This is a genomic window from Bradyrhizobium sp. LB11.1, assembly GCF_040549385.1.
GTDB lineage: Bacteria > Pseudomonadota > Alphaproteobacteria > Rhizobiales > Xanthobacteraceae > Bradyrhizobium.
Genome location: NZ_JBEPTH010000007.1, coordinates 105,714 through 130,876, shown reverse-complemented (window position 1 = coordinate 130,876; position 25,163 = coordinate 105,714). Strand labels below are relative to the sequence as shown.

At 63.5% G+C, this 25,163-nt stretch carries 28 protein-coding genes; 17 read left to right on the top strand and 11 right to left on the bottom strand.

Annotated elements, in window-relative coordinates:
- Positions 1 to 96: 96 nt before the first annotated feature.
- A complete protein-coding gene (locus ABIA96_RS19935) occupies positions 97 to 504 on the bottom strand; it encodes a hypothetical protein (protein ID WP_354138748.1) in 408 nt (135 codons plus the stop codon).
- A 547-nt stretch (positions 505 to 1,051) separates the two neighbouring features.
- On the opposite strand from ABIA96_RS19935, the gene ABIA96_RS19930 reads away from it, so the two are divergent.
- The 3 genes from ABIA96_RS19930 to ABIA96_RS19920 are packed head-to-tail and all read left to right on the top strand — an operon-like array spanning position 1,052 to position 4,575.
- A complete protein-coding gene (locus ABIA96_RS19930) occupies positions 1,052 to 2,005 on the top strand; it encodes a sugar-binding protein (protein WP_354138747.1) in 954 nt (317 codons plus the stop codon).
- A gap of 30 nt (positions 2,006 to 2,035) precedes the next feature.
- Positions 2,036 to 3,553 (top strand): sugar ABC transporter ATP-binding protein, encoded by a 1,518-nt coding sequence (locus ABIA96_RS19925; RefSeq protein ID WP_354138746.1) that lies wholly within the window; start codon positions 2,036 to 2,038, stop codon positions 3,551 to 3,553.
- Positions 3,550 to 4,575, top strand: a complete 1,026-nt coding sequence (locus ABIA96_RS19920; RefSeq protein WP_354138745.1) for an ABC transporter permease — start codon at positions 3,550 to 3,552, stop codon at positions 4,573 to 4,575. Before ABIA96_RS19925 ends, ABIA96_RS19920 begins: the two co-directional genes overlap by 4 nt.
- 93 nt (positions 4,576 to 4,668) lie before the next feature.
- Here ABIA96_RS19920 and ABIA96_RS19915 read toward each other — a convergent pair whose 3' ends face one another.
- Complete coding sequence (locus tag ABIA96_RS19915; RefSeq protein ID WP_354138744.1) at positions 4,669 to 7,137, bottom strand: TonB-dependent receptor; 2,469 nt, start codon at positions 7,135 to 7,137, stop codon at positions 4,669 to 4,671.
- Between the two features lie 179 nt (positions 7,138 to 7,316).
- The gene (locus ABIA96_RS19910) at positions 7,317 to 8,675 is read right to left on the bottom strand and encodes a histidine kinase (RefSeq protein ID WP_354138743.1); all 1,359 of its coding nucleotides are present in this window, start codon (positions 8,673 to 8,675) and stop codon (positions 7,317 to 7,319) included.
- Between the two features lie 185 nt (positions 8,676 to 8,860).
- Here ABIA96_RS19910 and ABIA96_RS19905 point away from each other — a divergent pair, with 185 nt between their 5' ends.
- A complete protein-coding gene (locus tag ABIA96_RS19905) occupies positions 8,861 to 9,481 on the top strand; it encodes a response regulator (protein WP_354138742.1) in 621 nt (206 codons plus the stop codon).
- 88 nt (positions 9,482 to 9,569) lie between these two features.
- Complete coding sequence (gene fghA, locus ABIA96_RS19900) at positions 9,570 to 10,415, top strand: S-formylglutathione hydrolase (protein ID WP_354138741.1); 846 nt, start codon at positions 9,570 to 9,572, stop codon at positions 10,413 to 10,415.
- 176 nt (positions 10,416 to 10,591) lie between these two features.
- Here the strand turns inward: fghA and ABIA96_RS19895 are convergent, their stop codons facing one another.
- Positions 10,592 to 11,095, bottom strand: a complete 504-nt coding sequence (locus ABIA96_RS19895; RefSeq protein WP_354138740.1) for a DUF3280 domain-containing protein — start codon at positions 11,093 to 11,095, stop codon at positions 10,592 to 10,594.
- Positions 11,096 to 11,222: 127 nt separating this feature from the next.
- Between ABIA96_RS19895 and ABIA96_RS19890 the strand changes: the two genes are divergently transcribed.
- The 6 genes from ABIA96_RS19890 to ABIA96_RS19865 all read left to right on the top strand — a co-directional run bounded on the left by ABIA96_RS19890 (position 11,223) and on the right by ABIA96_RS19865 (position 16,066).
- A complete protein-coding gene (locus tag ABIA96_RS19890) occupies positions 11,223 to 12,404 on the top strand; it encodes a lanthanide ABC transporter ABC transporter substrate-binding protein PedA1 (protein ID WP_354138739.1) in 1,182 nt (393 codons plus the stop codon).
- 8 nt (positions 12,405 to 12,412) lie between these two features.
- Positions 12,413 to 13,372, top strand: a complete 960-nt coding sequence (locus tag ABIA96_RS19885; protein ID WP_502918837.1) for a YVTN family beta-propeller repeat protein — start codon at positions 12,413 to 12,415, stop codon at positions 13,370 to 13,372.
- Positions 13,369 to 14,175, top strand: coding sequence for a lanthanide ABC transporter ATP-binding protein PedB/LutE (locus tag ABIA96_RS19880; protein WP_354138737.1), 807 nt, complete (start codon positions 13,369 to 13,371; stop codon positions 14,173 to 14,175). The genes ABIA96_RS19885 and ABIA96_RS19880 overlap by 4 nt, the downstream gene beginning before the upstream one ends.
- Positions 14,172 to 15,020 (top strand): lanthanide ABC transporter permease protein PedC, encoded by an 849-nt coding sequence (locus ABIA96_RS19875; protein ID WP_354138736.1) that lies wholly within the window; start codon positions 14,172 to 14,174, stop codon positions 15,018 to 15,020. The genes ABIA96_RS19880 and ABIA96_RS19875 overlap by 4 nt, the downstream gene beginning before the upstream one ends.
- The gene (locus tag ABIA96_RS19870) at positions 15,017 to 15,631 is read left to right on the top strand and encodes a hypothetical protein (RefSeq protein ID WP_354138735.1); all 615 of its coding nucleotides are present in this window, start codon (positions 15,017 to 15,019) and stop codon (positions 15,629 to 15,631) included. The genes ABIA96_RS19875 and ABIA96_RS19870 overlap by 4 nt, the downstream gene beginning before the upstream one ends.
- A gap of 135 nt (positions 15,632 to 15,766) precedes the next feature.
- Complete coding sequence (locus ABIA96_RS19865; protein ID WP_354138734.1) at positions 15,767 to 16,066, top strand: copper-binding protein; 300 nt, start codon at positions 15,767 to 15,769, stop codon at positions 16,064 to 16,066.
- A 131-nt stretch (positions 16,067 to 16,197) separates the two neighbouring features.
- Here ABIA96_RS19865 and ABIA96_RS19860 read toward each other — a convergent pair whose 3' ends face one another.
- Complete coding sequence (locus ABIA96_RS19860; protein ID WP_354138733.1) at positions 16,198 to 16,755, bottom strand: PQQ-dependent catabolism-associated CXXCW motif protein; 558 nt, start codon at positions 16,753 to 16,755, stop codon at positions 16,198 to 16,200.
- A complete protein-coding gene (locus ABIA96_RS19855) occupies positions 16,752 to 17,633 on the bottom strand; it encodes a substrate-binding domain-containing protein (RefSeq protein ID WP_354138732.1) in 882 nt (293 codons plus the stop codon). Before ABIA96_RS19855 ends, ABIA96_RS19860 begins: the two co-directional genes overlap by 4 nt.
- Before the next feature lie 150 nt (positions 17,634 to 17,783).
- On the opposite strand from ABIA96_RS19855, the gene ABIA96_RS19850 reads away from it, so the two are divergent.
- Positions 17,784 to 18,710 (top strand): quinoprotein relay system zinc metallohydrolase 2, encoded by a 927-nt coding sequence (locus ABIA96_RS19850; RefSeq protein ID WP_502918836.1) that lies wholly within the window; start codon positions 17,784 to 17,786, stop codon positions 18,708 to 18,710.
- 52 nt (positions 18,711 to 18,762) lie between these two features.
- A complete protein-coding gene (locus ABIA96_RS19845; RefSeq protein WP_354138731.1) occupies positions 18,763 to 19,581 on the top strand; it encodes a quinoprotein dehydrogenase-associated SoxYZ-like carrier in 819 nt (272 codons plus the stop codon).
- A 200-nt stretch (positions 19,582 to 19,781) separates the two neighbouring features.
- Here the strand turns inward: ABIA96_RS19845 and ABIA96_RS19840 are convergent, their stop codons facing one another.
- Positions 19,782 to 20,141, bottom strand: a complete 360-nt coding sequence (locus ABIA96_RS19840) for a hypothetical protein (protein WP_354138730.1) — start codon at positions 20,139 to 20,141, stop codon at positions 19,782 to 19,784.
- Between the two features lie 135 nt (positions 20,142 to 20,276).
- On the opposite strand from ABIA96_RS19840, the gene ABIA96_RS19835 reads away from it, so the two are divergent.
- From ABIA96_RS19835 to ABIA96_RS19820, 4 genes are read left to right on the top strand one after another with little or no spacing between them, the layout of a single operon-like run.
- On the top strand, positions 20,277 to 21,209 hold the full coding sequence (locus ABIA96_RS19835; RefSeq protein WP_502918841.1) for an ABC transporter substrate-binding protein: 933 nt from the start codon (positions 20,277 to 20,279) through the stop codon (positions 21,207 to 21,209).
- Between the two features lies 1 nt (position 21,210).
- Positions 21,211 to 21,948 carry an ABC transporter permease gene (locus tag ABIA96_RS19830; protein ID WP_354138728.1) on the top strand — a complete coding sequence of 246 codons (738 nt, stop codon included), beginning with the start codon at positions 21,211 to 21,213 and terminating at the stop codon, positions 21,946 to 21,948.
- A complete protein-coding gene (locus ABIA96_RS19825; RefSeq protein WP_354138727.1) occupies positions 21,938 to 22,648 on the top strand; it encodes an ABC transporter ATP-binding protein in 711 nt (236 codons plus the stop codon). The genes ABIA96_RS19830 and ABIA96_RS19825 overlap by 11 nt, the downstream gene beginning before the upstream one ends.
- Before the next feature lie 47 nt (positions 22,649 to 22,695).
- Positions 22,696 to 23,049 (top strand): hypothetical protein, encoded by a 354-nt coding sequence (locus ABIA96_RS19820; protein WP_354138726.1) that lies wholly within the window; start codon positions 22,696 to 22,698, stop codon positions 23,047 to 23,049.
- A 4-nt stretch (positions 23,050 to 23,053) separates the two neighbouring features.
- Here the strand turns inward: ABIA96_RS19820 and ABIA96_RS19815 are convergent, their stop codons facing one another.
- The 4 genes from ABIA96_RS19815 to lanM all read right to left on the bottom strand — a co-directional run bounded on the left by ABIA96_RS19815 (position 23,054) and on the right by lanM (position 24,942).
- Complete coding sequence (locus ABIA96_RS19815; protein ID WP_354138725.1) at positions 23,054 to 23,263, bottom strand: hypothetical protein; 210 nt, start codon at positions 23,261 to 23,263, stop codon at positions 23,054 to 23,056.
- A 105-nt stretch (positions 23,264 to 23,368) separates the two neighbouring features.
- Positions 23,369 to 24,274: a DUF6662 family protein gene (locus tag ABIA96_RS19810; protein ID WP_354138724.1), complete on the bottom strand. Its 906-nt coding sequence runs from the start codon at positions 24,272 to 24,274 to the stop codon at positions 23,369 to 23,371.
- A gap of 25 nt (positions 24,275 to 24,299) precedes the next feature.
- A complete protein-coding gene (gene pqqA, locus ABIA96_RS19805; RefSeq protein WP_012029362.1) occupies positions 24,300 to 24,380 on the bottom strand; it encodes a pyrroloquinoline quinone precursor peptide PqqA in 81 nt (26 codons plus the stop codon).
- Positions 24,381 to 24,549: 169 nt separating this feature from the next.
- Complete coding sequence (lanM, locus tag ABIA96_RS19800) at positions 24,550 to 24,942, bottom strand: lanmodulin LanM (RefSeq protein ID WP_354138723.1); 393 nt, start codon at positions 24,940 to 24,942, stop codon at positions 24,550 to 24,552.
- Between the last annotated feature and the right edge of the window lie 221 nt (positions 24,943 to 25,163).

The following is a 25,163-nucleotide window of genomic DNA, read 5'->3' as shown; positions in this document are numbered from 1 at the left end:
AAGCGCCGGCACCGAAGCTTGAGGATGCAGAATTGCGCGGTCCGGGGCGCGCCATGTCGATGCAGGCGAAGCGGCGCGCTGCAGTCGTTGCTGCGATCAGCGCGGGCGTTTCGGCAGCTTCGGAAGTTTGGCGGGATTGAACGCCGGGACCTGCCCGGTTCGTTCAGGTGCCGCCGCCGGCTGTTCCGTCAGAATGAGCGTTCCCTGGAGGACGACTCCCTCTGCCTGCCCGGTCGTCGCCGTGTAGGTCGCGATCTTGCCGGGGCACGTGCCCTCGATGTCCAGCGTCAGTTCATCATAGACGCCGAAGACAGTGATACGTCCATCAGTGTGACGCTTCGTCGACACAGTCGCGGTGAAGCGATCGCCATCGACCTCTAGGGAACCATGATACGTCATCAGGCTGTCGCGGCCCCAAATCCGGCCGTCTGCGACATGGACGATGCCGGTGCCCTGGTCGAGCGGCGTCTTGTACCACGCCGCGTAGGTACCATCCTTCAGCATGGGAGCAGTCTCCCCGGTCTTCCCGCGCTGATCATCCGCATGATTAGCGCTAAGAACCAGTTAACGACGCGGCCCGTGCCAATCCGGTAAGTCGCCTCGCGGCTCGGCTTCAGGCTCCCTGATAATGCTGCAAAGCAGCGACGCCGCCCGCAGATCGGTGACCTCCCGCTCCAGAGCCGATAACGCGCGATCTGCAATTCCCGTTCGCTCAACCGGCGCTCTGTCATCGGATGGCCCGCCGGCATACCGGCGCGAAGACAACCAGGTCGTTGCGTTGAAATTTCGGATCATTCGCTATGGTTCTAACCGGGTAAACGCTCGCAAAGCGTCGATTTCGCGCGAACGTAGCCTCCGGTTGCACGCCCGGCGTGCCTTTGCTACGGTGAGGTACGTGCCTCATTTCACCTCGCGGGCCGGTTGGTGACCCCCGTCCCTGCCGCAATGATGCGGATGGCGGCCGACCTGCGTGGAAGGTGAGGCATGCGCCCAATTCGGGCTCAAGCAGAGTTGGCCTTCTCAAGGGCTAACCGCACAAGGGGAGGATGACATGCAGCGTCTCTTGATTGCAGGTGTATCTGTCGCGTTCGCAATGGCTCTGGGTCTCGGCTCGGCCGATGCGGCGGACAAGAAGGTTCTGGCTTTCGTCGTCAACGGCGCATCCGACTTCTGGAAGATCGCCGAGGCCGGCGTGAAGAAAGCCCAAGTCGAGCTGCCCAATTACGACCTCCAGCTCAAATATCCGGAGCAGGCGGCCGCTGCCGTTCAGCAGCGCATGATGGACGACCTCGTCGCGGCCGGCGCCGCCGGCATCATGGTCAGCGCGGTCGATCCGAAGAATCAGGTCGAGCATCTCAACAAGATCGCCTCGCAGACGTTGCTGTTCACCACAGACAGCGACGCGCCGAACTCGAAGCGCATCGCCTATATCGGCTCCTCCAACGTCGATCTCGGCAAGGACGCCGGCAAGCTCATGCTCAAGGCGCTGCCGAACGGTGGCAAGTGCGTCGGCTTCGTCGGCCTTCCCGGCGCCGACAACGCCCGCGAGCGCATCGAGGGCGTCAAGGAAACGATCAAGGGCTCGAAGGTCGAGCTCGTTGACGTCCGCGGCGACGAGATCGACCAGACCCGCGCCAAGCGCAACGTCGAGGACATCCTCGCCGCTATGCCGGACGTTAGCTGCATGGTCGGATTCTACTCCTACAACACGCCGCGCATCTACGAAGTGCTGAAGGAGGCCGGCAAGCTCAACAAGATCCAGATCATCGGCTTCGACGAGGATCCGATCACGCTCGGCGGCGTCAAGGAAGGCGCCATCGCCGGCACGGTCGTGCAGCAGCCGTTCGAGTGGGGCTATCAGGGCATGAAGCTGATGGCGAAGTACCTCGGGGGCGACAAGTCCGGCGTGCCCGGCAACGGCATCATCATCGTGCCCGGCAAGGTCATCGACAAGACCAATGTCGACGACTTCATGTCCTCGATGAAGACGATGCTCAAGAAGTAGGAGGCGTGCGGGCGTTGCCCGCAAGCGTCAATGCCTGAGCCGTTTCTCGAACTGGTCGATATCAGCAAGAGCTATCCCGGCGTGGTCGCACTCGACCACGTCGGCCTTGCCGTGTCGCCGGGCGAGGTGATCGCCCTGATCGGCGAAAACGGCGCCGGCAAATCCACCTTGATGCGGGTACTCGGCGGCGTGGTCGAACCGAGCGGCGGCACGATCCGCGTCGACGGCGCCGAGCGGCCTGCGCTCACGGTTGCGGATGCGATCGAGGCGGGCACCGCCTTCGTCCATCAGGAGCTCAATCTCTTCGATAATCTCGACGTTGCCAGCAATGTCTTCATCGGCCGCGAGCCGGTGCATGGCGGCCCGCTGCGGCTGATCGACCGCAGGGCGCTCTACGCGAAGACGCAGCCGCTGCTCGACCGCCTGGGTGCCGATTTTGCGCCGGACGCGCCGCTCGCCGATCTGTCGCTGGCACAGCGCCAGCTCGTCGAGATCATGAAGGCGCTGTCGCTCGAGGCGCGTCTTGTCATCATGGACGAGCCGACTTCGAGCCTCACGCTGTCCGAGACCGACCGGCTGATGCGGGTCATCGCCGGCCTCAAGGCCGACGGCGTCAGCATCATCTTCATCACCCACCGCCTCAACGAAGTGATGCAATGCGCAGACCGCGCGGTGGTCCTGCGTGACGGGCGTATGGTCGGTGCGCTGACACGTGCCGAACTGTCGCCGGCGGCGATGATCCGGCTGATGATCGGACGCGATCTCAAATCGCTCTACATGCCGCCGGCTGCACCGCCGGGGGCCGCCGTGCTCGATATCGTCGACGTCATCACCGAAACCTATCCCGACCGGGCGGTGAGCTTGTCGGTTCGCCGCGGCGAGATCCTGGGGCTGGCTGGCCTCGTCGGCTCCGGCCGCACCGAACTGGCGCGGGTGATCTTTGGTGTCGATCCCTTGCGCGGCGGTGCGATCAGGCTCGAGGGCAACCCGATCCGGATCGCGAGCCCGCGCGCAGCGATCGACCACGGCATTTACCTGATCCCGGAGGACCGCAAGGGCTCCGGGCTCTTGCTCGACGTGTCCATCGCCGAAAACATCTCGCTGCCGGATCTATCCTCCTACCTGCGCTTCTTCCTGGTCAACACCGCGCAGGAGACCGAGAACGCGCAGACGCAACGCGAGCGGTTGAATATTCGTGCGCCCGACGTCGGAACCACCGTCGGCTCGTTGTCCGGCGGCAATCAACAGAAGGTCGTGCTTGCCAAATGGCTGTCGATGCGTCCGAAGATCTTGATCTTCGACGAGCCGACGCGCGGCGTCGACGTTGGCGCCAAGCGGGAGATCTACGAGATGCTGCGCCGTCTGACCGACGCCGGCGTCGCTATCCTGATGATTTCGAGCGACATGGAGGAGGTGATCGGGGTCAGCGACCGGATCGCCGTCATGCACGAGGGCGCGATCTCGGGCTTCCTTGATCGCAGCCAGTTCAGCGAACACAATGTGCTCCAGTTGGCCGTCGGCCACGCGGTTGAGGTGAGGATTCCTTGAACAAGAAAGATTTGAGCCTCCTGGTCCTGATCCTCGTCGTCGGCGCGGTCGTGGCCTTCATCAATCCGCGTTTCCTTTACGTCGGCAATCTCTCCAATACCTTGAACCAGGTCGGGATGTTCGGCATCTTCTCGATCGCAGAGGCCTTCGTCATCATCATCGGCGGGATCGAGCTCTCGGTCGGATCGGTGATCGCGCTGCTCGGCGTTCTCTTCATCGATCTCATCGTCAATCACGACGTCAATTGGATGCTCGCCTTCGCCATGATCATCGCAGGCGGGCTCGTCATCGGCCTCGTGCACGGCGCGCTCGTCACCCGGATGCATATCCAGCCCTTCGTGGTGACGCTGTGCGGGCTTCTGATCTATCGGGGTGCCGCGCGCTACTACACCGAGGATGCGACAGCGGGCTTCGGCTTCGGCACCAGCTTCCCGACGTTGGAATGGCTGACCGCGGGTCGCACCAACGTGCTGGGTTTTCCGCTGCCGCATAGCGCGGTGGCGCTCGTCATCGTCGCCGGCGTGGCCTGGGTGCTGCTGCACCGCTCGGTGTTCGGCCGCTATCTCTACGCGGTCGGCAAGAACGAGGAGGCGGCGCGCTATTCCGGCATCCGCTCCGAGCGCGTGATGATTTCGGCCTATGTCATCTGCGGCGGGCTGACCGCGTTTTCCGCAGTCCTGTTCGCGATGTACACTCGCTCGATCTCGCCGGCCGTGCACGGCTCGTTCTACGAGCTCTATGCCATCGCCGCGGCCGTGCTCGGCGGCTGCTCCTTGCGCGGCGGCGAAGGCTCGATCATCGGCGTCGTGCTCGGCACCGTGCTGCTCCAGGTGCTGCAGAATCTCGTCAACCTCCTGGGCATACCGAGCTCCCTCAACTTCGCCGTGATGGGAACGGTGATCCTGGCCGGAGTGCTCGGCGATCAGTATCTGGCGCAGCGCCGGCACCGCGTGAGTGCGGCCAAGGGCCGGGGGCAGACGAGCGTCGCGGCTGCCCCGCTCGAGCGGGTGAAGGTGGAGTGAGCGGCGAACGGCTTGCGCAGCGGCGCGTCACGGGTCCTCCGACAAAGGGCGCCTTGGCAGGCTCGATAGAGGACGTCTCGGCTGCGAAGGTATCTAGAACGTCACCCGCGCCCCCGCGTAAAACGCGCGCGGCCTTGCCGGGCTCAGCGAGCGCGGGTCGTTGAAATTGTTGCCGCCATTCGCGAAGTTCGGCAGCGCGGTGGTGTCGAAGAACTGTCCGTAGGTGGCGTAGCGGTTGTCGAAGATGTTGTCGATCTTGCCATAGAGCTGAACGGTCTTGGTCACCTGATAGGAGGTGTGGAGGTTGAAGACCGTATAGGACGGCAGCTTCGAATATTGGTTGGATTCGTCGCCAACGAGGTACTGGCTGGAGACGAACAGCGCGTTGCCGCCGACCTTCCACTCGTCGGTGACGGCATAGTCGACCCCGACCTTGATGCGGTGGCGGGGGATCGCGGGGATCTGGTTGCCAGGCAAGACCTGGATATTGCCATCGGCATCGGCGAACGGGCTGTCTGAGCCGAGCGTCAATGCATCAAGGAAGCGGGCATCGACGAAGGTGTAGCTCGCCTGGAACTGAAGCGTCGGCGATTTGATGTTGACCTCCGCCTCGAGCCCCTGCCGACGTGTCCTGCCGACGTTGGTGAAATAGCCAAAGCCAGTCCGGCCCGGAGCGGGGACAGCCAGGATGTCGTCGTAGTTGGTGGCGCGGAAGCCGCCAATCTTCCACCCGAGCGTGCCGATGTTCAGCTCCTTGGTGCCGCGCAGGCCCGCTTCGACGGTCTTGGAGACGACCTGCTTCAACGGCGGGTCGGAGACCAGAAACGCCGCGATGAGACAAGGATTGTTCGGATCGGCGCAGCCGAGCTCCAGCGGCGTCGGCACGCGATTGGCCTCCGAATAGCCGGCATAGGCGGTCAGCCCGGGCGTGATCTTGTAAGTTCCGCCGATCACCGGATTGAACCGGGAATAGGTGTAGTCGCCGTTGAGCGCAGTGCCGAGCTGGTCCTCCAGCGAGATGCGCGCCACATTGAAGCGGCCTCCGCCGGTGATCGCTAAGGCGTCCGTGACGTTGAACGTATCCATCGCGTATACGCCGTTATATTGATTGACAGTCCGCAGCGAGACGGGACCGGCAAAGCCGGTATCGATCGTGCCGGTCGGCCCCAGGAAGAGACCGCTGCCGCTCACGAGATAGTTCTCGCCCATCGAACCGATCTCGGCAGTGGCATCGTAGCGCGTGACGCTGGCGTCGTAGCTTGTGCCGATCACGAAGCGGTTGTCGTGTCCGAGCAACTGATCGGCGTTGGTGGCCTGGCCCGATACACCAAAGGTGGTCGAGCGGATCGAGCTCCGGTCGATTTCGCCGAGGATCGTGCCCGACGCGAAGGGATTGCCAAGCTGGAGGCCATTCGTGCCGTTCGCGGGCGTCGCACCGTCGCCGAAGCACAGCAGCGTCGCGTCCGCCGTGCACTCGCCGACGTCGGTCGGATTGCCGTCGACGATCTTCTGCTCGTACCTGCGCAGATGCGCGGTGCCTTCGAGTGTCCAGGTCGGCGTCGCGTCGGCCTTGGCGGTCAGGTTGAGATAACCGACGCGGTTGGAGCTGGTCTGTGGCGTCGTGTAGGTCGCGCCCCAATAATTATTCAGCAGCTCGGCGGGAACCGTGGCGCTGGCGCCGAAATCGTTCTTGGCGACGCCCATATTGACGTGGAATTCGCTGTCGCCGGCCTTGTAGCCGACATCACTGTAGAAGCGCCGCACGTCGGATTGGGAGAAGTTGCGGAAACCGTTGTCGTGCAGGCCTTCGAGCGCGGCGTAGATGCCGTAGTTCTTGTCGACCTGCTTGCCCCATTGCGCCGAGCCCTGGATGCGGCCGAACGAGCCGCCCATCACATCAAGCTCAGCACCTTGATAGGTGAAGCCATCCTTCATTTGCAGATTGATCGCGCCACCCAGCGCGTTGAGGCCGAAAGCGGGGTTGTTGGTCACCAGCGTCGCCGACCTGATCGCCGCCGTCGGGATCAGGTCCCAGTTGACGGCGTCCGAGAAGGCTTCGTTGATGCGAACACCGTTCTGGTACACCGCAAGTCCTTGCGGCGTGCCGGTTACGGGCGAAGCGACAAAGCCGCGGAATTCCACGTTCGGTTGGAACGGGTTGCCGGTGACCTCGCTTATGCTGACGCCGGCGATGTTGTCGCGTAGCGCATCCGTGACGTTGAGCGAGCCGGTGCGCTTGATCTGGTTGGCGTCAACGGCGTTGATCGCCGACGGAACCTTGTCGACATCGAGACCCCTGCCGGTGCCGGGCGATGTCGGGTAGACATAGATCCGGCCAGCCTTCGGCTTGTCGGAGTTCGCTGCGGTCCGCGCAGGTACTGTCCGCGAAGGCGCGCGCCGTGCGGTTGGCTGCGGCGCCACCACCTCGACCGCGGGCAAGTTCTGGACGTTGGTCTCCTCGTCCTGCGCCGCACCTGCGTTCGTCGCGAAACCGAGGCCGGACACCAACCCCGTCGAGACCGAGGCCATCAGCAGAATTCGCGCGTGTCCCGGCCTGCCCATTCCCATCGCTCCACCCGTAACCTTCGGCTGTTTTGGTTTTCGCCGTTTGGTTGTGATGAGTGTATTCGGCGGCGGCTCATGCACCAGCCACAAAAGGTCGGGCACTCTCCGCACCCGTTTTCCCGACGAAATCGGGAATTTTTCCCGATCGGGAATCCTCCCGATCAAACCGGCCGCGATCAGACCGCCGCGGTCGGAACCAGCGCCTCCACGGTGACGCCGCCCTCGCCTGAGGCGACGTTGAGCGTGCCGCCGAGCGCCAGAATCCGCTCGCGCATGCCGACGAGACCGAAGCCAAGCTTCTGGCCCGGCTCCATGCCGCGGCCGTTGTCGCTGACCCGCACTCGGGCACAGCCGCGACCGTCGCGGCCCGGCTGCTCCGCCGGCTCGATCAGCACGTTGATCGCGGTCGCGCCGGCGTGGCGGAACGCATTGGTGAGCGCCTCCTGCACGACACGGTAGATGGTGAGGTCGGCAGTCTCCCCGGTGATCCCAAGCGCCGGCGAGATCGTGGTCTCGATCGTCACGTCAGGATGCGATTCCCGCCACAGCCGCGACAGCGATTCCAGCGCCTTGCCGAGGCCAAGCTCGGCAAGACCAACCGGCCGCAACCGCTCCAGCACACGACGGGTAAACTGCTGCAGCGCGTTGATTTGTTCGAGCAAGGCGCCGCCGTGCTTTCTCACGGCATCTGCGCTTGGTGCACGCCCGTCGGCGAGCTTCGCCAGCGCGCTGGCATGCGCGCGCAGTGAGAACAGATAAGGTCCAAACTCGTCGTGCAGCTCGCGCGCGATCTCCTTGCGCTCGACGTCCTGGAGCGACACAGCGCGCTCGGCAAGCCGCCGCTTGTCCTCGACCGCTTCGCCCAGGGTCGCAGCGAGATGATTAAGCTTGGTGCAGATCGCGGCGAGCTCAGGCGCGCCGCCAGGCGTCACGCGCGCGTCGTAGCGACCACTCTCCAGCTCGGCCATGGTCTGCGCGAGGGACTCGAGCGGCGCGAGGGCCCTGCCGACGACCGTCATCATCACCAGGAACAGCACGAGCGCGATGGCTGAGCCGACCTCGAGTTGCGTAACGATGGCGTCCCAGATCTCGGCGATCTCGTCATTGGGATGCGAGGTGATGACCAGCGAACCGGGCTTGCCATGGACCGAGACCGGCACGCCGACTGCGGTCTGCTCAGGATGAACCAGGCTGACGAACCAAACCGGCGGCCCGGGCGTGTCGTCATCGGCATCCGGCCGTGGCGGCGTCAGCGGGTTCCCGCTGGCGTCCCGGAGCGCGATGCTGACATGGCGCAGACGGTTCAGGTCGCGCGCGATCTGGTCCAGCCTGGCATCGGGATCGGGTGCCTCGTTGAGATCGGCAACGATCATCTCGATGAATTCGCGCGCCAGCCGGATCACGCTCTGGTCCTCGGCCTGCACGCGGGGACCGGCCTCCGCGACCTGGCGGGCGATGTTGACGGCGAGCCCGAGTGCAAGCAGCAGCGCCAGCAGGAGGTTGATGCGCCCGCGCAAGGATAGATTTTGCCACATTGTTCGCCTACCCCACGAAGGTTCGCCCGCCTGTCCGATGGCGTTGACAGAGACGAAGCGCCCGATATCTAATCGAAAGCGTACAGCAATCCCGGCCGGGTTGCATGACCCGACATGAGATGCCTGTCTGTCTCATCCGGAATCATGCGGCGCAAAACATGTGGGCGCTGTCGCGGGGAACGCCTATGCGCATTCTGATCGTCGACGATCATCCCATTGTTGCCTCCGGCTGCCGTGCCGTGCTGGCCGACGAAGGCGAGATCGAGATTTTGGAGGCCGCCGACGCCGAAGATGGCGAGTGCATCTTCATCGTTGAGCGCCCCGATCTCTGCGTGATCGACATCAACCTGCCAACCGTGTCCGGCTTCGAGCTGGCGCGCCGCATCCTCGAGCGCGCGCCCGAGGCCCGCATCATCATGTTCAGCATGAATGACGACCCGGCCTTCGCGGCGCGCGCGATCGAGTGTGGCGCCAAGGGCTACGTCTCCAAGACCGGCGATCCCGACGATCTCGTCGAGGCGATCCGCACCGTCGGCGGCGGCGGCACTTACCTTCCGAGCGCGATCGCCCGTAGCATCGCTTTCGCAGGACCGACGCTGGCGCGGAGCCCGTTGTCGAAGCTGAATGCGCGCGAGATGGAGATTTTACGGTTACTCAGCGCGGGAAAAAGCCTGTCCGAGATCGCCTGGCTGGTGCAATCGTCCTACAAGACGGTCGCCAACACCTCCTCGATCATGCGCCAGAAGCTCGGGGTGAAGACCTCGGTCGAGCTGGTGCGGCTCGCGATCGACAGCGGCGTGGCCTGATCTTGGGTCAGAGTTTGCGCGCCCGCACTAATTCGGTCACACAGGCATTGCATTCTTGATGTGGTGAGATGCCACGGAGCAAAACGGCATGACGATCCAGACTGTCTCGACCAATACATCCTATGGCGGCGTCCAGGGCGTGTATCGCCATGCGAGCCAGGCGACCGGGACGGACATGGTGTTCTCGGTCTATGTTCCCCCGCATGCCGACGGCGCCAAGCTGCCCGTGGTCTGGTATCTCTCCGGCCTCACCTGCACCCATGCGAACGTCACCGAGAAGGGCGAATTCCGCAAAGCCTGCGCCGAGCTCGGCCTGATCTTCGTCGCCCCCGACACCAGCCCGCGCGGACCCGACGTGCCGGGCGACGCCGACAACGCCTACGATTTCGGCCTCGGCGCCGGCTTCTATGTCGATGCGACCGAAGCGCCGTTCGCGCGCAATTATCGCATGTGGAGCTATGTCACCGACGAGCTGCCCAAACTCGTGGCGGGAAATTTTCCCGTCGATGCCAGGCGGCAATCGGTGATGGGCCATTCCATGGGCGGCCACGGCGCGCTGACCGTGGCGCTGCGCAACCCGCACCGCTATCGCGCGGCGAGCGCCTTCGCCCCGATCGTTGCGCCGTCGCAGGTGCCTTGGGGCATCAAGGCGCTGACCGGCTATCTCGGGTCGAACAAAGATGCCTGGCGCAGCCATGACACGGTGGCGCTGATCGAGGACGGCGCGACATATTCCGGCTTCCTCGTCGACGTCGGCGAGGCCGACAATTTCCTCAAAGAGCAGCTCAAGCCGGAGCTGCTGCAGGCGGCTTGCACCAAGGCCAACATCCCGCTGACGCTGCGGCGTCAGCCGGGCTACGACCACAGCTATTACTTCATCTCGACGTTCATGAGCGACCATCTGCACTGGCATGCAGAGCGATTGAAGGGGTGATTTTTCCTCCCTTCTCCCCCCTGTGATGAGGGGGATCTCTCCGCGACCGCAGTATCGTAGTAGGGTGGGCAAAGCGAAGCGTGCCCACGATTTCTCTCGAATTATTGATTGATCATGGGCACGGCGCAAGTGCGCCTTTGCCCACCCTACGATTCTCGACTCGCGGAGAGAAGGATCTACTCCGGCTTGCCGTAATTCGGCGCCAGCAGGCGGTTGCGGATCAGATAGCTCATCGTGCGCGACCAGGATTCATCCGTGTTGCCGCGCATGTCTGCGCTGGCCGCCGTGATCATCTTGCCAGTCTTCACGTCCCGCAAATAGATGTTCAGATTGATGATCAGGTTCGAGACCTTCTGCACCATGCCGGTGATTTCGAGGTCGGCACCGAGTTGCCCGGCAAGTTTGAGATCGCAGCCGCCGCAGGCCTGCAGATTGGCGTGATGTGCAGCATCCCTGACCGGCGCGATATCGAGCATCTGGAACCGGCCTGAATCTGCTAGTTCCTTGCGCAGCTGGTCGCTGATATGCGCGAGCCGCACCTCTTCCGGCTTCGAGCCGTAGAACTCGCCGGGCAGGCTTGTGTCGATCAGCTCAAAATCGAACACGGCTAGCTTTGGCGAAGCGGCGAGCGTCGGCGAACCCGTCAGCAGCAAAGCCGCGAAACATATGAGTGCTCGCATGATCGTGATTCCGCTTGTCGTGTCGCGATGACCAAATGCGGGGTTGCAAGCCCTGCCAAATCGGTCATGCTTCAAGAGAGACAATTCTCCACCGGCGGTCAAGCCGGGGAGAACGTCGGGAGGAAGCATGATCCGATGGTTGCTCGGCCCGATCGGCCTGTGTCTGGCAGCGATGCAAGCGCTCGCGGCCGACCCGGTCACGATCGGCGTCGGCTATCTCGGTGTAGCCGGCACCAGATCGACGCTGTCGCTGGTTGAGCAGCCCGCGGACAATGACGGCGTTGCCGGCGCGAAGCTCGCGATCGAGGATAACAACACCACCGGAAAATTCCTCAATCAGCGCTTCACGCTGGAAGAGCGCCGCGTCAAGGAGGGCGAGGACCCGGTCCAAGCCGCATCCACGCTCGCTGAGCACAACGGCTTCATCATCGCCGACCTGCCAGCCGATGCGCTTCTGAAAGTGGCCGACGCATTGCGTGATCGCGGCACGCTGCTGTTCAACGCCGGCGCCATCGACGAGCGGCTACGCGAGGCCGATTGCCGCGCCAACGTGATCCACACCGCGCCGACACGGTCGATGCTGGCGGATGCGCTCGGCCAGTATCTGGTGTGGAAGCGATGGTCGCGCTGGCTGCTCGTGGTCGGCTCGCATGACGAGGACAAGCTCTACGCCGATGCACTGCGCCGGGCCGCCACGCGCTTCGGTGCCAAGATCGTGCAGGAGCGCACGTTCGAGGACAAAGGCGGCGCGCGCCGCACGGACTCCGGCGTGACGCTGATCCAGCGCCAGATGCCGGTGTTCACGCAACAGGCTCCCGCTTACGACGTGCTGGTCGCCGCCGACGAGAGCGAAGTGTTCGCAGCCTATCTGCCCTACCGCACGTGGGATCCGCGGCCCGTCGCGGGCTCGGCCGGCCTGGTGCCGCGGAGCTGGGACGCCGCGCAGGATCAATGGGGCGCGACGCAGATGCAGAACCGCTTCACGAAGCTGAACGCGCGGCGGATGACCGCGCTCGACATGCAGGTCTGGACGGCAGTACGGATGATCGGCGAGGCCGCCTCGCGCACCAATTCCGGCAACGTCAAGAAGGTGACCGATTTCATCAAGGGGCCGAATTTCGAGGTCGCCGCCTTCAAGGGCACCAGGCTGACACTGCGCGACTGGAATCTCCAATTGCGCCAGCCGATCCTGCTGGTCGACGGCCGCATGGTGGTGTCGGTGTCGCCGCAGGAAGGGTTTCTGCACCAGGTCTCCGAGCTCGACACGCTCGGCTACGATCGCCCGGAGAGCAAATGCAAGCTAAAATGAGAATACGGATGTTGCGTGTCGGATTGCTGTCCGGACTGGTGCTCGCGGCAGCGCCCGCCCATGCCTTCGTGGCCTATGTCTCCAACGAAAAGAGCAACACGGTGTCGGTGATCGACACCGAGAGCTGGACCGTGACCAAGACCATCAAGGTCGGCCAGCGCCCGCGGGGCATCGAGTTCACCCGCGACGGCAAATTCGTGATGGTCGCGGTCGGCGACGACGACACCATCCAGGTCATCGACGCCAAGACGCAAGGAGTGGTGGACACCCTGCCCTCCGGTCCCGACCCCGAGCTGTTCACTCAAGATGCTGCCGGCAAGACGCTCTATGTCGCCAACGAGAACGACAACACGGTGACCGTGATCGATCTCGAGAAGCGCGCCCGCCTTGGCGACATCCAGGTCGGCGTCGAGCCCGAGGGCATGACCATCAGCCCCGACGGCAAGATTTTGATTAACACCTCCGAGACGACCAACATGGCGCATTTCATCGACACATCGTCGCGCCAGATCGTCGCCAACGTGCTGGTCGATCCGCGGCCGCGCTTTGCCGAATTCAAGCACGACGCCTCCGAATTGTGGGTGTCGTCCGAGATCGGCGGCACAGTGTCGATCATCGATCCCAACAAGCATGAGGTGATCGGCAAGGTCAATTTCGAGATTCCAGGTTTGAGGAAGGAGGCGATCCAGCCGGTCGGTATCGGCATGACCAAGGATGACAAGACCGCCTTCGTCGCGCTCGGCCCCGCCAATCGCGTTGCCGTGGTCGACACCGCCACGCGCAAGGTGACGAAATATCTGCTGGTGGGCCAGCGGGTCTGGCACATGGCATTCACGCCGGACGAGAAATATCTGCTCACCACCAACGGCGTGTCGAACGACGTTTCCGTCATCGACGTCGCCGCGCAGAAGGTGATCAAGACCATTCAGGTGGGCGAACTGCCCTGGGGCATCACGATCGCGCCATGACCAGCCCTGCTCCCATCGCCGAACCACGCGAGACGCTACGGCCTGATCCGGCCGCGGTGCCGGCGCTGTCAATCGATGGCGTCAGCCATTCTTACGGCCCGCGCCGGGCGCTGATCGACGTCTCCTTCAACGTGCAGCCTGCGAGCTTCACCGCCCTGCTCGGCCTTAACGGCGCGGGCAAAAGCACGCTGTTCTCGCTGATCACGCGGCTGTTCGGCATCCAGACCGGCCGCGTCGGCATTTTCGGCCATGACATCAGCCGCACGCCGGGCGAGGCACTGCGCCTGCTCGGCGTCGTGTTCCAGCCGCGCACGCTCGATCTCGATCTGTCGCTGACGCAGAATCTGCTCTATCACGCAGCCCTCCACGGCATAAGCCGTCGCGAGGCGGCCGCGCGCAGCGCCGAGCTGCTCGCGCGCATCGGCCTCTCCGACCGCGCCGGCAGCAAGGTGCGCGATCTCTCCGGTGGCCAGATGCGGCGGCTGGAGATCGCCCGCGCGCTGCTGCATCGACCGCGGCTGTTGCTGCTGGACGAGCCGACCGTCGGTCTCGACGTCAAGGCGCGCGCCGACATCATCAGCCACGTCCGCCAGCTCGTCACGGAGCAAGGCATCGGCGTGCTCTGGGCCACGCATCTGTTCGACGAGATCATGGCCGGCGACGACCTCGTGGTGTTGCACCAGGGCAAGGTGCTGGCGCAGGGCCCGATGAGCCGCGTCGTCACCGAGGCCGGCGCGCAGGACGTCAACACCGCCTTCATGCGCCTGACCGGCGCGCAGACGATGCTGGGAGGAGGCGCATGAGCAGCATCGCCACGCGCGACGCGCCGCGCGGCTTCTCAACCTCCGAGTACATGACCTGCCTGACCGGCATCGTCTGGCGCGAAGGGCTGCGCTTCCTGCATCAGCGCGAGCGTTTCATCTCGGCGCTGGTGCGGCCCCTGGTCTGGCTGTTCATCTTCGCTGCCGGCTTCCGCCAGGTGCTCGGCATCTCCATCATACCGCCCTACGAAACCTACATCCTCTACGAGGTCTTCATCGCGCCCGGGCTGATGGCGATGATCCAGCTGTTCAACGGCATGCAGTCCTCGCTCTCGATGGTCTATGACCGCGAGATGGGCAATATGCGCACGCTGCTGGTGAGCCCGCTGCCGCGCGGATTCCTGCTGTTCTGCAAGCTGCTCGCGGGCACCGCGGTGTCGCTGCTCCAGGTCTATGCGTTCCTGATCATCGCCTGGTTCTGGGACATTACGCCTCCCCCGATCGGCTATCTTACCGTGCTGCCGGCGTTGATCCTGTCCGGGCTGATGCTGGGCTCGCTCGGCATGCTGATTTCCTCCGGCATCAAGCAGCTGGAGAACTTTGCCGGCGTGATGAATTTTGTGATCTTCCCGATGTTCTTTGCCTCCTCAGCGCTGTACCCGCTGTGGCGGGTACAGGAGGGCAGCCCATATCTCTACTATGTCTGCCAGGCCAATCCGTTCACCCACGCGGTCGAGCTGATCCGCTTCGCGCTGTATGGGCAGATCAACTGGATCTCGCTGGCCGTGGTCGGAGCTTGCACAATCATCTTCATGGTCGGCGCGATTTTCGCCTATGATCCGTCGCGAGGGCTGGCGCGGCGTGGGCCTGCGGGAGGCGAAGGATGATGGTTCGGACGTTTGCCGTTGTGGCTCTTGCGTTCGCGGTATCGGGCACGGCCGCACGCGCAGCCGATCCGCGCTATCCCGACTGGCCCTGTGCACAGGCTAAGGTGCCCGACATCTCGCTCGCCGCGGTCTGGGCCGGTCCTGCGCTCGACGATGTCGAGAGCAAGTGGAAGGACGACAGCAAGGTCAGCGCGCTGGTCTCGAAGCTCGCGGCACGCAAGACGCCGCTGGACGAAGCCGAAAAGTCGGTGAAGGAGTATCTCGCGGGCTCGGCCGCCGACAAGACCGCCAGCGCAAAGCTGTTGTTCGCCGGCCTTTTCGACACGCTGAATGCCCAGCGCTCCCAGGTCATGCGCGGGCTCGAACGCGTCAGCCACAAGCAACGCGAGGCGGCCGACAAGATTCGCGAGGAGACCGTCCAGCTCCAGGCGCTACAGGACGCAACGCCGCGCGACGACACCAAGGTCGATGCCATGAGCAACCAGCTGATCTGGGAGACTCGCATCTTCGAGGATCGCCGCAAGGTGGTGCGCTTCGTCTGCGAGGTTCCCACCACGATCGACCAGCGCCTGTTCGCGCTTGGCCGTGTCATCCAGCAGGAAATGGAATAGCGTCAGCCCTGTTGACAGCTTTCGTAAAAGTTCCCGCAATATCAACGCGATCGTTAATGTTGGAAGCGCTTTCTGCCGGAACCAAATCGAACTAGGATTGCTTGTCCCGTGAATCTCGAACGCCGGGAGGCCTCGATGGGAACAGCAAAATTCATCTTCGCAGGCGCTGCAGCCATCACCATGCTCGCATCCAGCGCATTTGCTGACGACATGACCGGAATGGTCACCAGCATCAATCGGCTCAACAACACGATTTCGATACAGCAGATGCAGAAGGGCACGGTCGGCGGCAGTACGGGCGGCGCCGGCGCGCTCCAGCAATATAAGGCCAAGGACGCCGTGATGCTGGATGCCGTCCACGCCGGCGATAGGGTGACCTACACCGCGACGGATGCGGATGGCACGGGCACGCTGACGAAGTTGCAGAAGCAATAGGACTAGGCTTTCGTCGCGCTTCGTTGACGAAGCTCTACCCACATCGTCATTGCGAGCGCAGCGAAGCAATCCAGAATCTTTCGGCGGAGGGACTCTGGATTGCTTCGCTGCGCTCGCAATGACGACAACAACTACTGCTCCGGCCGCGGCTCCGGCTGTGCGTCTTCCGTTGGCAACTTAGCATGCTCCCAGCCGTCGGTCCCCTCGGGGTACCAGGCTATGTTGGAATAACCGTAAGCCAGCGCGCGCTTGGCGGCGTTCCAGGACATCCAGCAATCGGCGAGGCAATAGATCACGAGCAGCGTGGCCTTGTTGCCGTGCGAGGCTTGTATGAAACCGCGCTGAAGATAATCGTCCATGGCCGGAGCCAGCGCGCCATAGCCGGTGTCAGGCAGCCAGATGCTGCCCGGGATGTTTCTGCGCGGCATGTCACGCCACACCGTGCCTGCGGGAAGGTTCTTCGGCTTCGGCGCACGCGGCAGCACGTCGATGAAAGCACCGCTCTTCGACCGCCAGATCGCTTCCACTTCAGCGGTCGTGAGCACGCGTGCGCCTTCCAGCGTTGCCGGAACCGGCGCGCGGTAGTTATCGGTGCGATAGCCCTCGGGCTCAAACGGCTCCTGCTGCTGCGCCAAGAGCGGCGCCGCCAACATGGCGGCGACGAGCGCTGCGGCAAGAGGCCATCTCATGGCGCCTTCTTAGCCGCCTCCGCGCCAAGTGGCCGATCGCTTTCGTCCAGCAGCGGCACACCGAAATCGATCAGGATCTTGTTGATCTCGCCCTGGTTCTCCTGGATCAGCTTGTTGAGCTGCCGCTTCCAATTCTGGTCGGCGGCACGTACACCCATGCCGATGCGATAGACCAGTTTTGGACCGGTGGTTTCCTTCACCAGCGGCGTCACGTGCAGCGAGCCGGCCTTCTTGGCGTAGTACCCCGCCATGGGTCCCCACAGCACGCCGGCGTCGATCTTGCCAGCGGCGAGATCATCGATCATGGCCTGCGCCGAATTGTCGTAGCGCGTGTCGATCATCAGCGGATACGGCTTGGCATCGCCCATCAGGCCGGCGAGTGCCATGTTGGTCGCAGGCGGCGTGCCGGCGACGATGCCGACATGCTTGCCCTTCAACCTGGCGTCCTCGAGCGTGTCGACGTCTTCAAGTCCGCCGCCTGATTTCGCGACCAGCGCATACGACGTGCGATAGTAAGGATTGGTGCCTTGCACGAGCTCGTCGCCCTGCGGAAACCCCATGATGACGTCGCAGCGATGCGCACCCAGCGTCATGCGCACAAAGCCCGTGGCCTGCGGGAAGAACACGTAGTCGAGCTTCTTCTGGAGCTTGTCCGCGAACAGCTCGGCGAGCTTGTTCTCGATCCCTTCGCCCTTCTCGTTGGAAAACGGCAGATTGCGCGGATCGGCGCAGACGCGCAGCACCTTGGGGTCGACCAGCTCGAACGAGAGATCTCCACTATCAGTCGTCTGCGCGACGGCAGCGTCACCGATCACGCAAGACGCCGTCATCAGACACAGTGAAAACAACCAGCGACGATGTCGTCCGGCCTCCGTCATCGCGCTTCCTCCTCATTTCGTCCGAATGCTATCCATGCAACTCGTCCGAATGCTATCCATGCAACGCATGGACGCACCATGTTCTACCAAACCTGGCGTTGGTTTGTTGTGTTGCAGTGCAATGCGCAAACCCTGAACTGAGGCGGAAAAGTGTCGCACCTCACATCAAAGATCGCAGCCTTGTCGCTGCTCGGACTCGCGACGCTAGCACGCGCTGGGGCAACCGAATTGCCTGTGAGCGAAGTCGCACAAGGAATCTTCGTGCACTCCGGGACCATTGCCCTGATGACCCGCGAGAACGAGGGCGACATTGCCAATGTCGGCTTCATTGTCGGCGAGGATGCGGTGGCGGTGATCGATACCGGAGGCAGCCTTCGTGAAGGCGAGGCGCTTCTGGCCGCGGTGCGCGCCCGCACCAAGAAGCCGATCCGCTATGTCATCAACACTCACGGCCATCCCGATCATGTTTTCGGCAATGGCGCGTTCGTCGCCGACGGAACGAGCTTCGTCGGCCACAGCAAGCTGCCGCAGGCGCTGGCGACGCGCGGGCCGTATTATCTCGACAATTTCAAGCGCATCATGGGCGGCGAACTGATCGATCCCGTAAAGATCGTGCCGCCCACTGTACTGGTAAAGGACGCCATGACGCTCGATCTCGGATCGCGTCGGCTGACCTTGCGGGCATGGCCGGCCGCGCACAGCGACAACGATCTGACGGTATTCGACGAGACGACGAAGACGCTGTTTGCCGGCGATCTGGTCTTTCTCCGCCACGTTCCGGTGATGGATGGCAGCATCCGCGGCTGGCTTACCCTGCTGAAAGAGCTGGAGACGGTTCCGGCGGTGCGCGTCATTCCCGGTCACGGCCCTGTGAGCGAATGGCCTGGCGCGCTGGCTGACGAACGGCGTTATCTCTCGACGCTGCTGTCGGACGTTCGTGCCTCGAACAAGAAGGGAGAGCCGATCCGGACCGCCGCCGATAAGGCGGCTGCAACCGAGCGGTCGCACTGGGAACTGTTCGACGACTACAACGCGCGCAACGCAACCGCAGCATTTTCTGAAATTGAATGGGAGTAGCGGGCGCGCTACGCTAGTCGGATAACTGCTTCGTCCGTACGGGACCATAACCATGACGGGATGCATACGCCCCCTGCCCCTGATTGCCGCGCTCCTCGGCATCGTCTTTGCCGTGCCGGCGAGTGCCGAAGAGGCGTACGATCCCTGGCCGGGCCTGGTGCAGGACATCTTCAACAGCCGTCCGATGAATGACGGCAGCAACGTCATCGCGATCGAAATGCCTTATCGCGCCGAGGATGCGGCGATCGTACCCGTCACCCTGCGCAGCAAGCTGTCACCGGGCGATGCCCGCCGCATCCGCTCGATCACACTGGTGATCGATCGCAATCCGGCGCCGATGGCCGCGAAATTCGAACTCGGGTCGGATGCCAACGTCACCGAGATCTCCACCCGTGTGCGCGTCAACAATTATACCGACGTACATGCGGTTGCCGAGCTCAGCGACGGCCAGCTCTATGTTTCCAAGACCTATGTGAAGGCCTCCGGCGGCTGCTCGGCCCCGGCGGGGAAGAACGCGGAGGAGGCGCAGAACCACCGCGGCCAGATGCGCTACCGGCAATTCGCGCGCGAGGAAGCGCCGGCGAGCCGCATCCGCGAAGCGCAGATCATGATCGGCCATCCCAATAATTCCGGCCTGCAGATGGATCAGGTCACGCAGCTCTATATTCCCGCCTTCTTCATCAACCAGCTGAAGCTGACGCAGGACGACAGCCCCGTGCTGTCGATGGAAGGCGGAATCTCGATCTCGGAAGATCCCAATCTGCGCTTCACCTATGTCTCCAACGGCGCGAAGCGCTTTCGCGCGGAAGCCAAGGACACGGACGGGCACGTGTTCCGCAATGAGTGGGACGTGGAGAAGCCGGGCACTTAGTTTCCTAAGGCTCGCGCTGATTTTCCCCCCTTGTGGGAGAGGGTGGATCGCCGCACAGCGGCGAGACGGGTGAGGGGTACCTCTCCGCGAGCGACGCCATCAAATGTCTGAGTATGAGGAGACATACCCCTCATCCGGCGCTTCGCGCCACCTTCTCCCACAAGGGGAGAAGGAAGAGGGCACCGTCTACGCAGCAAGCTCTAGAAGCACCTTACCTCGGCTTCCGCCTGCGCCCGCCGCAGATCATTCACAGCCGAATTCGCCTGCTCTGATGTCCGGAACTGGGTGCCGAGATTGCCTCGGACCTGCGACATGCTGAGCGCGGTCTCGGCGGTGACGTAGCGCTCGTAGCTGACGATCGAGGCGACAACGTCGATCGAGCAGGAGCATTGCTCGATCGCCTGCCGCGTCTCGCCATTGGCCTTCATGCAGCCATAGACATATTCCGCGCGCGCCGACGTGGGATAATCATTGGCTTCCTCGGCCCGGGCCGCGTAGACGGTCGCCGCGAGCACGACCACAGCGGCGACAATCGGTCGTACCTGTCCCGCAAAACTCATGAGCGTCCTCCCGCTGGTTGCGATGGAAGCTATGCTATGCCTATTGTCCTGAAAAGCACTCCCTTCGAGGAAATGGCTCACAAGGTGATGAGAGTTTTGGCACGAATATTGGCGCTCGCAACGACATTGGCGCTGATGCTGGGCTCGGCCGCCCACGCCGCGGACACCATCCGCCTGGCGGTGCAGAAGACCGGAACGTTCTCCTGGGAACTGGCGACCATCCGCGAGGCCGGGCTCGACAAGGAGGCCAATCTGGCGCTGGAAGTCACCGAGCTCGCGAGCCCCGAGGCCGGCAAAATCGCACTGCGCGCCGGCAATGCCGACATCATGCTGTCGGACTGGCTCTGGGTGTCGCGCGAGCGCGCGCTCGGCGCCAAGCTCACCTTCTATCCTTATTCCAGCGCGCTCGGCGCCGTGATGGTGCCCGCGGCCTCGCCGATCAAGACGCTTGCCGATCTGAAGGGCCGCAAGCTCGCCGTCGGCGGCGGCCCCATCGACAAGAGCTGGCTGCTGCTGCAGGCGCGGATGAAGCAGGACGGCATCGACCTGAAGTCGGATGCGACGATCGTCTATGGCGCGCCGCCTCTGATCGCCGCCAAGGCGCTCGACGGCGAGATGGATGCGAGCCTGAATTTCTGGAATTTCTGCGCCCAGCTCGAGGCCAAAGGTTTTCGGCGCCTCGCCGGCATCGAAGAGATTTTGCCGAAACTCGGCGCCAAGGGCGCGGTGTCCGCCGTCGGCTACGTCTTCGATGAGGGCTGGGCCGCGAGCCATCGCGACGCCCTGGCGCGTTTCATCGCCATGACCCGCAAGGCCAAACAATTGCTGGTCACCTCGGATGCGGCCTGGGACAAGATCGCCCCACTCACCGGCGCGAGCGATCCGGCCATGCTGAAGACCTATCGCGATCGCTATCGCGACGGAATTCCGCGCCGGAGCATCTCCGATGAGGAGGCGGATGCGCGCGTGCTCTATCGTGTGCTGGCTGGGATTGGTGGTCGCGACCTGGTCGGACCGGCAGCCGAGCTCGATCCCGGCACGTTCTATCATGCAGTCCCCGGAGACTGAGATGCTGCGACTTCTCTCCTTCGCTCTGTTTCTCGTGATCTGGTGGACCGCCGCATTGTTCGTCGGCGGCGCAAAGCTGCCTTCCCCGCCGGCCGTCTTCAACGTCATCATCGCGGAAGCTGCGAGCGGCGCGCTGTTCCTGCATCTCGGCGCTACGCTTGCGCGCGTCGCTCTCTCCTTTGTGCTGGCGATGTCGCTCGGCAGCGCCATCGGCTATCTGATGGGGCGGGTCAAACTCGCCGACCGGCTCGGCGATCCCTGGCTGATCCTGCTGCTCAACCTGCCCGCGCTGGTCGTGATCGTACTGGCCTATATCTGGGCCGGGCTCACTGAGGCCGCGGCCATCGCTGCCATCGCCATCAACAAGCTGCCGACCGCGGTCGTCACCTTGCGCGAGGGCACGCGTGCGCTCGACCGTTCGCTCGACGAGATGGCGGCCGTATTCGCAATGCCGCGCTGGCGCGCGTTCCGCCACGTCGTGCTGCCGCAGCTCGCTCCTTATATCGCGGCCTCCGCCCGCTCCGGCCTGTCGCTGGTGTGGAAGATCGTGCTGGTCGCCGAGCTGCTGGGACGGCCGAATGGCGTCGGCTTCGAGATCGGCGTTGCCTTTCAGCTGTTCGATACGCCGCGGCTGCTCGCCTATTCCCTGACATTCGCCGCGGTCGTGCTCGTGATCGAGACGGCACTGGTGCAGCCGTTCGAGGCCCGCGCAACGCGGTGGCGGCCCCGTGCGGCTTGAGGTCGAGATCACAGGCAAAACGTTCAAAAGTGCCGCGGGCGAGAAGCACGAGGTGCTGGCGCCGGTCAAATTCGCGCTTCAGTCCGGCGAGGTCGGCGTGCTGATCGGCCCGTCCGGCTGCGGCAAGAGCACTTTGCTGCGCATCATCCTCGGGCTCGACCACGATTTCGACGGCCACGTCGCGCGTCCGCCGCAGGCGCGGATCGGCATGGTGTTCCAGGAGCCTCGGCTACTGCCGTGGCGCTCGGTCGAGCAGAACGTGCGATTAGCTGCGCCTGACGTCACCGACGCGAAGCTCGCTGAGCTGTTCAGAGTTTTGGAGCTGGACGCGCATCGCAGCCATTTTCCCGGAGAATTGTCGCTAGGCCTCGCCCGGCGCGTCGCACTGGCCCGCGCCTTTGCAGTGGAACCCGACCTGCTCGTGCTCGACGAGCCCCTCGCCTCACTCGACGACGCGCTCGCCGGCCGATTGCGCGACGAGATCGCGACGCTGGTGGCTAGCCGTTCCGTGATGACGCTGCTGGTCACCCACAGCCTGGATGATGCGATCCGCCTTGGCGACCGCCTGTTCTTCCTGTCGCCGCGCCCGGCGCGCATCGTGCAGGAGGTGCCGATTGCGATCCCGCGCGCGGAGCGCAGCGAGGCCGAGCTTGCCAGGATCAGGGCGGAGCTCGCAGCCTTGCCGCTTGAATCGAAATGAGAACTCGTGGTCAACTGGACCCAACGAGATTGTCGAGGGAGGTCACCATGCGGCGCGCGCTGATTGCCATCGGCATCCTGTTGGTCGCGATGCCGGGCGCGGCGCTTGCGCAAACCAAGGGCAAAGGCATCCGTCTCTGGAATCTGACGAGCGAGACGATCTCCGGATTCCAGCTTGCACCCTCCGGCAAGACCGACTGGGGTCCGAACCAGTGCCTGAACGACAAGGATAAGGAAGTCGACCACGACGAGCGGCTGCGCATCACCGGGGTCGAGCCCGGTCGCTACGACGCCAAGGTCAGCTATCCCAGTTCAAGGCAGTGCGTGGTCCGCGACATCGACATCGGGGCAGACGCGGTGTTCTCGATCGCCGACAAGGATCTGAAGGACTGCACGAAGTAGCGCGTCACGCCTTGTCGTTCGGGTGCGGATATTCGCAACGCCAGCGCACCGCCTGCCATTTCGGATGCTGACCGACCCATTGCGCGATATAGGGCGGCGCGGCCATTGCGCATTGCGTCGGCGACCCCGCATAGTTGAACACCAGATGCTGCTCCTCGCAGGTCGCAGGCGAGAGCACCGCACACACAGTCACCACCAGGTCGATCGGGTTCATGCCGGGAATCCTCGCGCAGGGCGATTGAGATTAGCACGAAAGGCTACGTTCGGCGCAGCGGGAAAGTTTCAAACACGCGTGAGAAATGGCAAGGAACCCGTTTTGCTAGAAGTTAATTCCAAACACCAATCTTGCCTGATGGCGCTCGAAATTGACGAGGTCGAGATTACCTCCTGATCCGGCCGCTCGCCCCCAGGCCTGCATGCTCCAGCTCAACGTGAGTCGCGATTGCTCGGAGAGCTGGAAATAGGCGGTCGGCCCGACAAACAGGGCTTGGCCTGAGAACTCGCCGAGGCCGATGCCCTCATATTGGCGGAAGTAGCGCATCTCCCCGCCGAGCAGCACATTTGGGCTCACGCGCACCATGCCGGCGAAGGCGGCACCGATGGTGGAGCTCTTTTCGGACAGCCCGGACACCTCGAAGCGCGCCCATTCCGGCTGGTAGATCAGATTGAACGCGCCGATCACGAAATTCGGGATCAGCTCGCAATCGAGAGCGAGCGTGAAGTCGGTGCCGTACATCCGCCCTTTCGCACCACTGATCTCGTCGATGCGATCGCCATGGGTCTCGGAGGCGATCGTCAACCCGAACGGAGCGCTCTCACGGTCGAGCAAACGATAACGCAGGTCGAGCGAGAGGCCCTGAAAATTGAACTGGCGGCGATCATTGATATCGGGCACGCCGGTGATGTCGTGCAACGTGGCGGTGCTGCCGACCTCGATGCGAAAATTCGGCAGCGGCACGATTTCGATCTCGACCTCCTGGCCAATGGCGCGATAAGTGCCGCCGCCCTTGCCGAACCGTCCCGTCGTCTGGGTCTGCAGTTCGCGCTCGCCGGGATTGCCGACATCGCTGCCGATCGTGAAGCCGAAAATATGCTCGGTGTCGAACCCCTCTTCGGCGCTCGCGCGCGCCGGTACGAGCGCAAGCGTGCAGGCAGCTATGGTCCAGAAGAGATGGGCTCTCGCGCGCATCCCCGATACTATCACGGCTTCGACGGCGTTTGCCATCGAAGCCGCAGCAGGTTCGTCAGTCTTACTTGCGCGCAGCGCAGGCGTACATGTTGATTTCCATGCCGACCGGCACTTCCACGATCTTCGGAGCTTTCCAAGCCATTCGGGTCTCCCCAAGTATTGAGCGCGACATCGCGCCGGCAAAACCTAGGGCTGCCTCAGTCACCGCGCAAGTCTGGAATCGGACCACGAACACAGCGAACTGGCGTGTGACACGCGCACAGATCACTCTCGGGCAAATCGCCTTCGCTCCCAGTCAAGCACAGCCGCCCTCACCGCAACAATCGAAGGAGCGAGCGACCGGCACGCGAATTCAGCTCCTTCGCATCCAGCGTTCCATCCTTGTCAGGATTCGCCGCGTTGAAGCGCTGCTCGACCACGGCAAGATATTCGTCGAGCGTCAACGTACCATCATGATCGGGGTCGGCAGCGGCGAGTTCTTTCGCCGTTAACCGTCCGTGCAGTTCGCGCACATCGAGCGTCCCATCGTGATCGGGATCGAGCTTTGCAAACAGTGCCGCTGCCGCCTTCTTCACCTCGGCGAGATCGAGCGTGCCGTCATTGTCGGTGTCGAACATCTTGACGGCGCCGCCGGATACCGACCAGGCCGGACCGGACAACACGGCAAGCGTGAACGCAAGCGCAACTGAGCGACGCGATATCATTGAGACCTCCCTGATCATGAGCCCCGATTCGCAGGGGATCGCGACAACATAAGTCCGCACGCCCAAGTCGGTTCAAGTCGAATTGTCATGCTCACGCGCGACGGGACCGGGTCGCGCCAAAATTTCGCGCTGCGTCAATCTTCGCACGGTGGAAATTGCTGCAGCGCATTCGCGCAAGACGAATAAAAATCCTCGAAGATTACCGCGTGAAGCCTGGCATC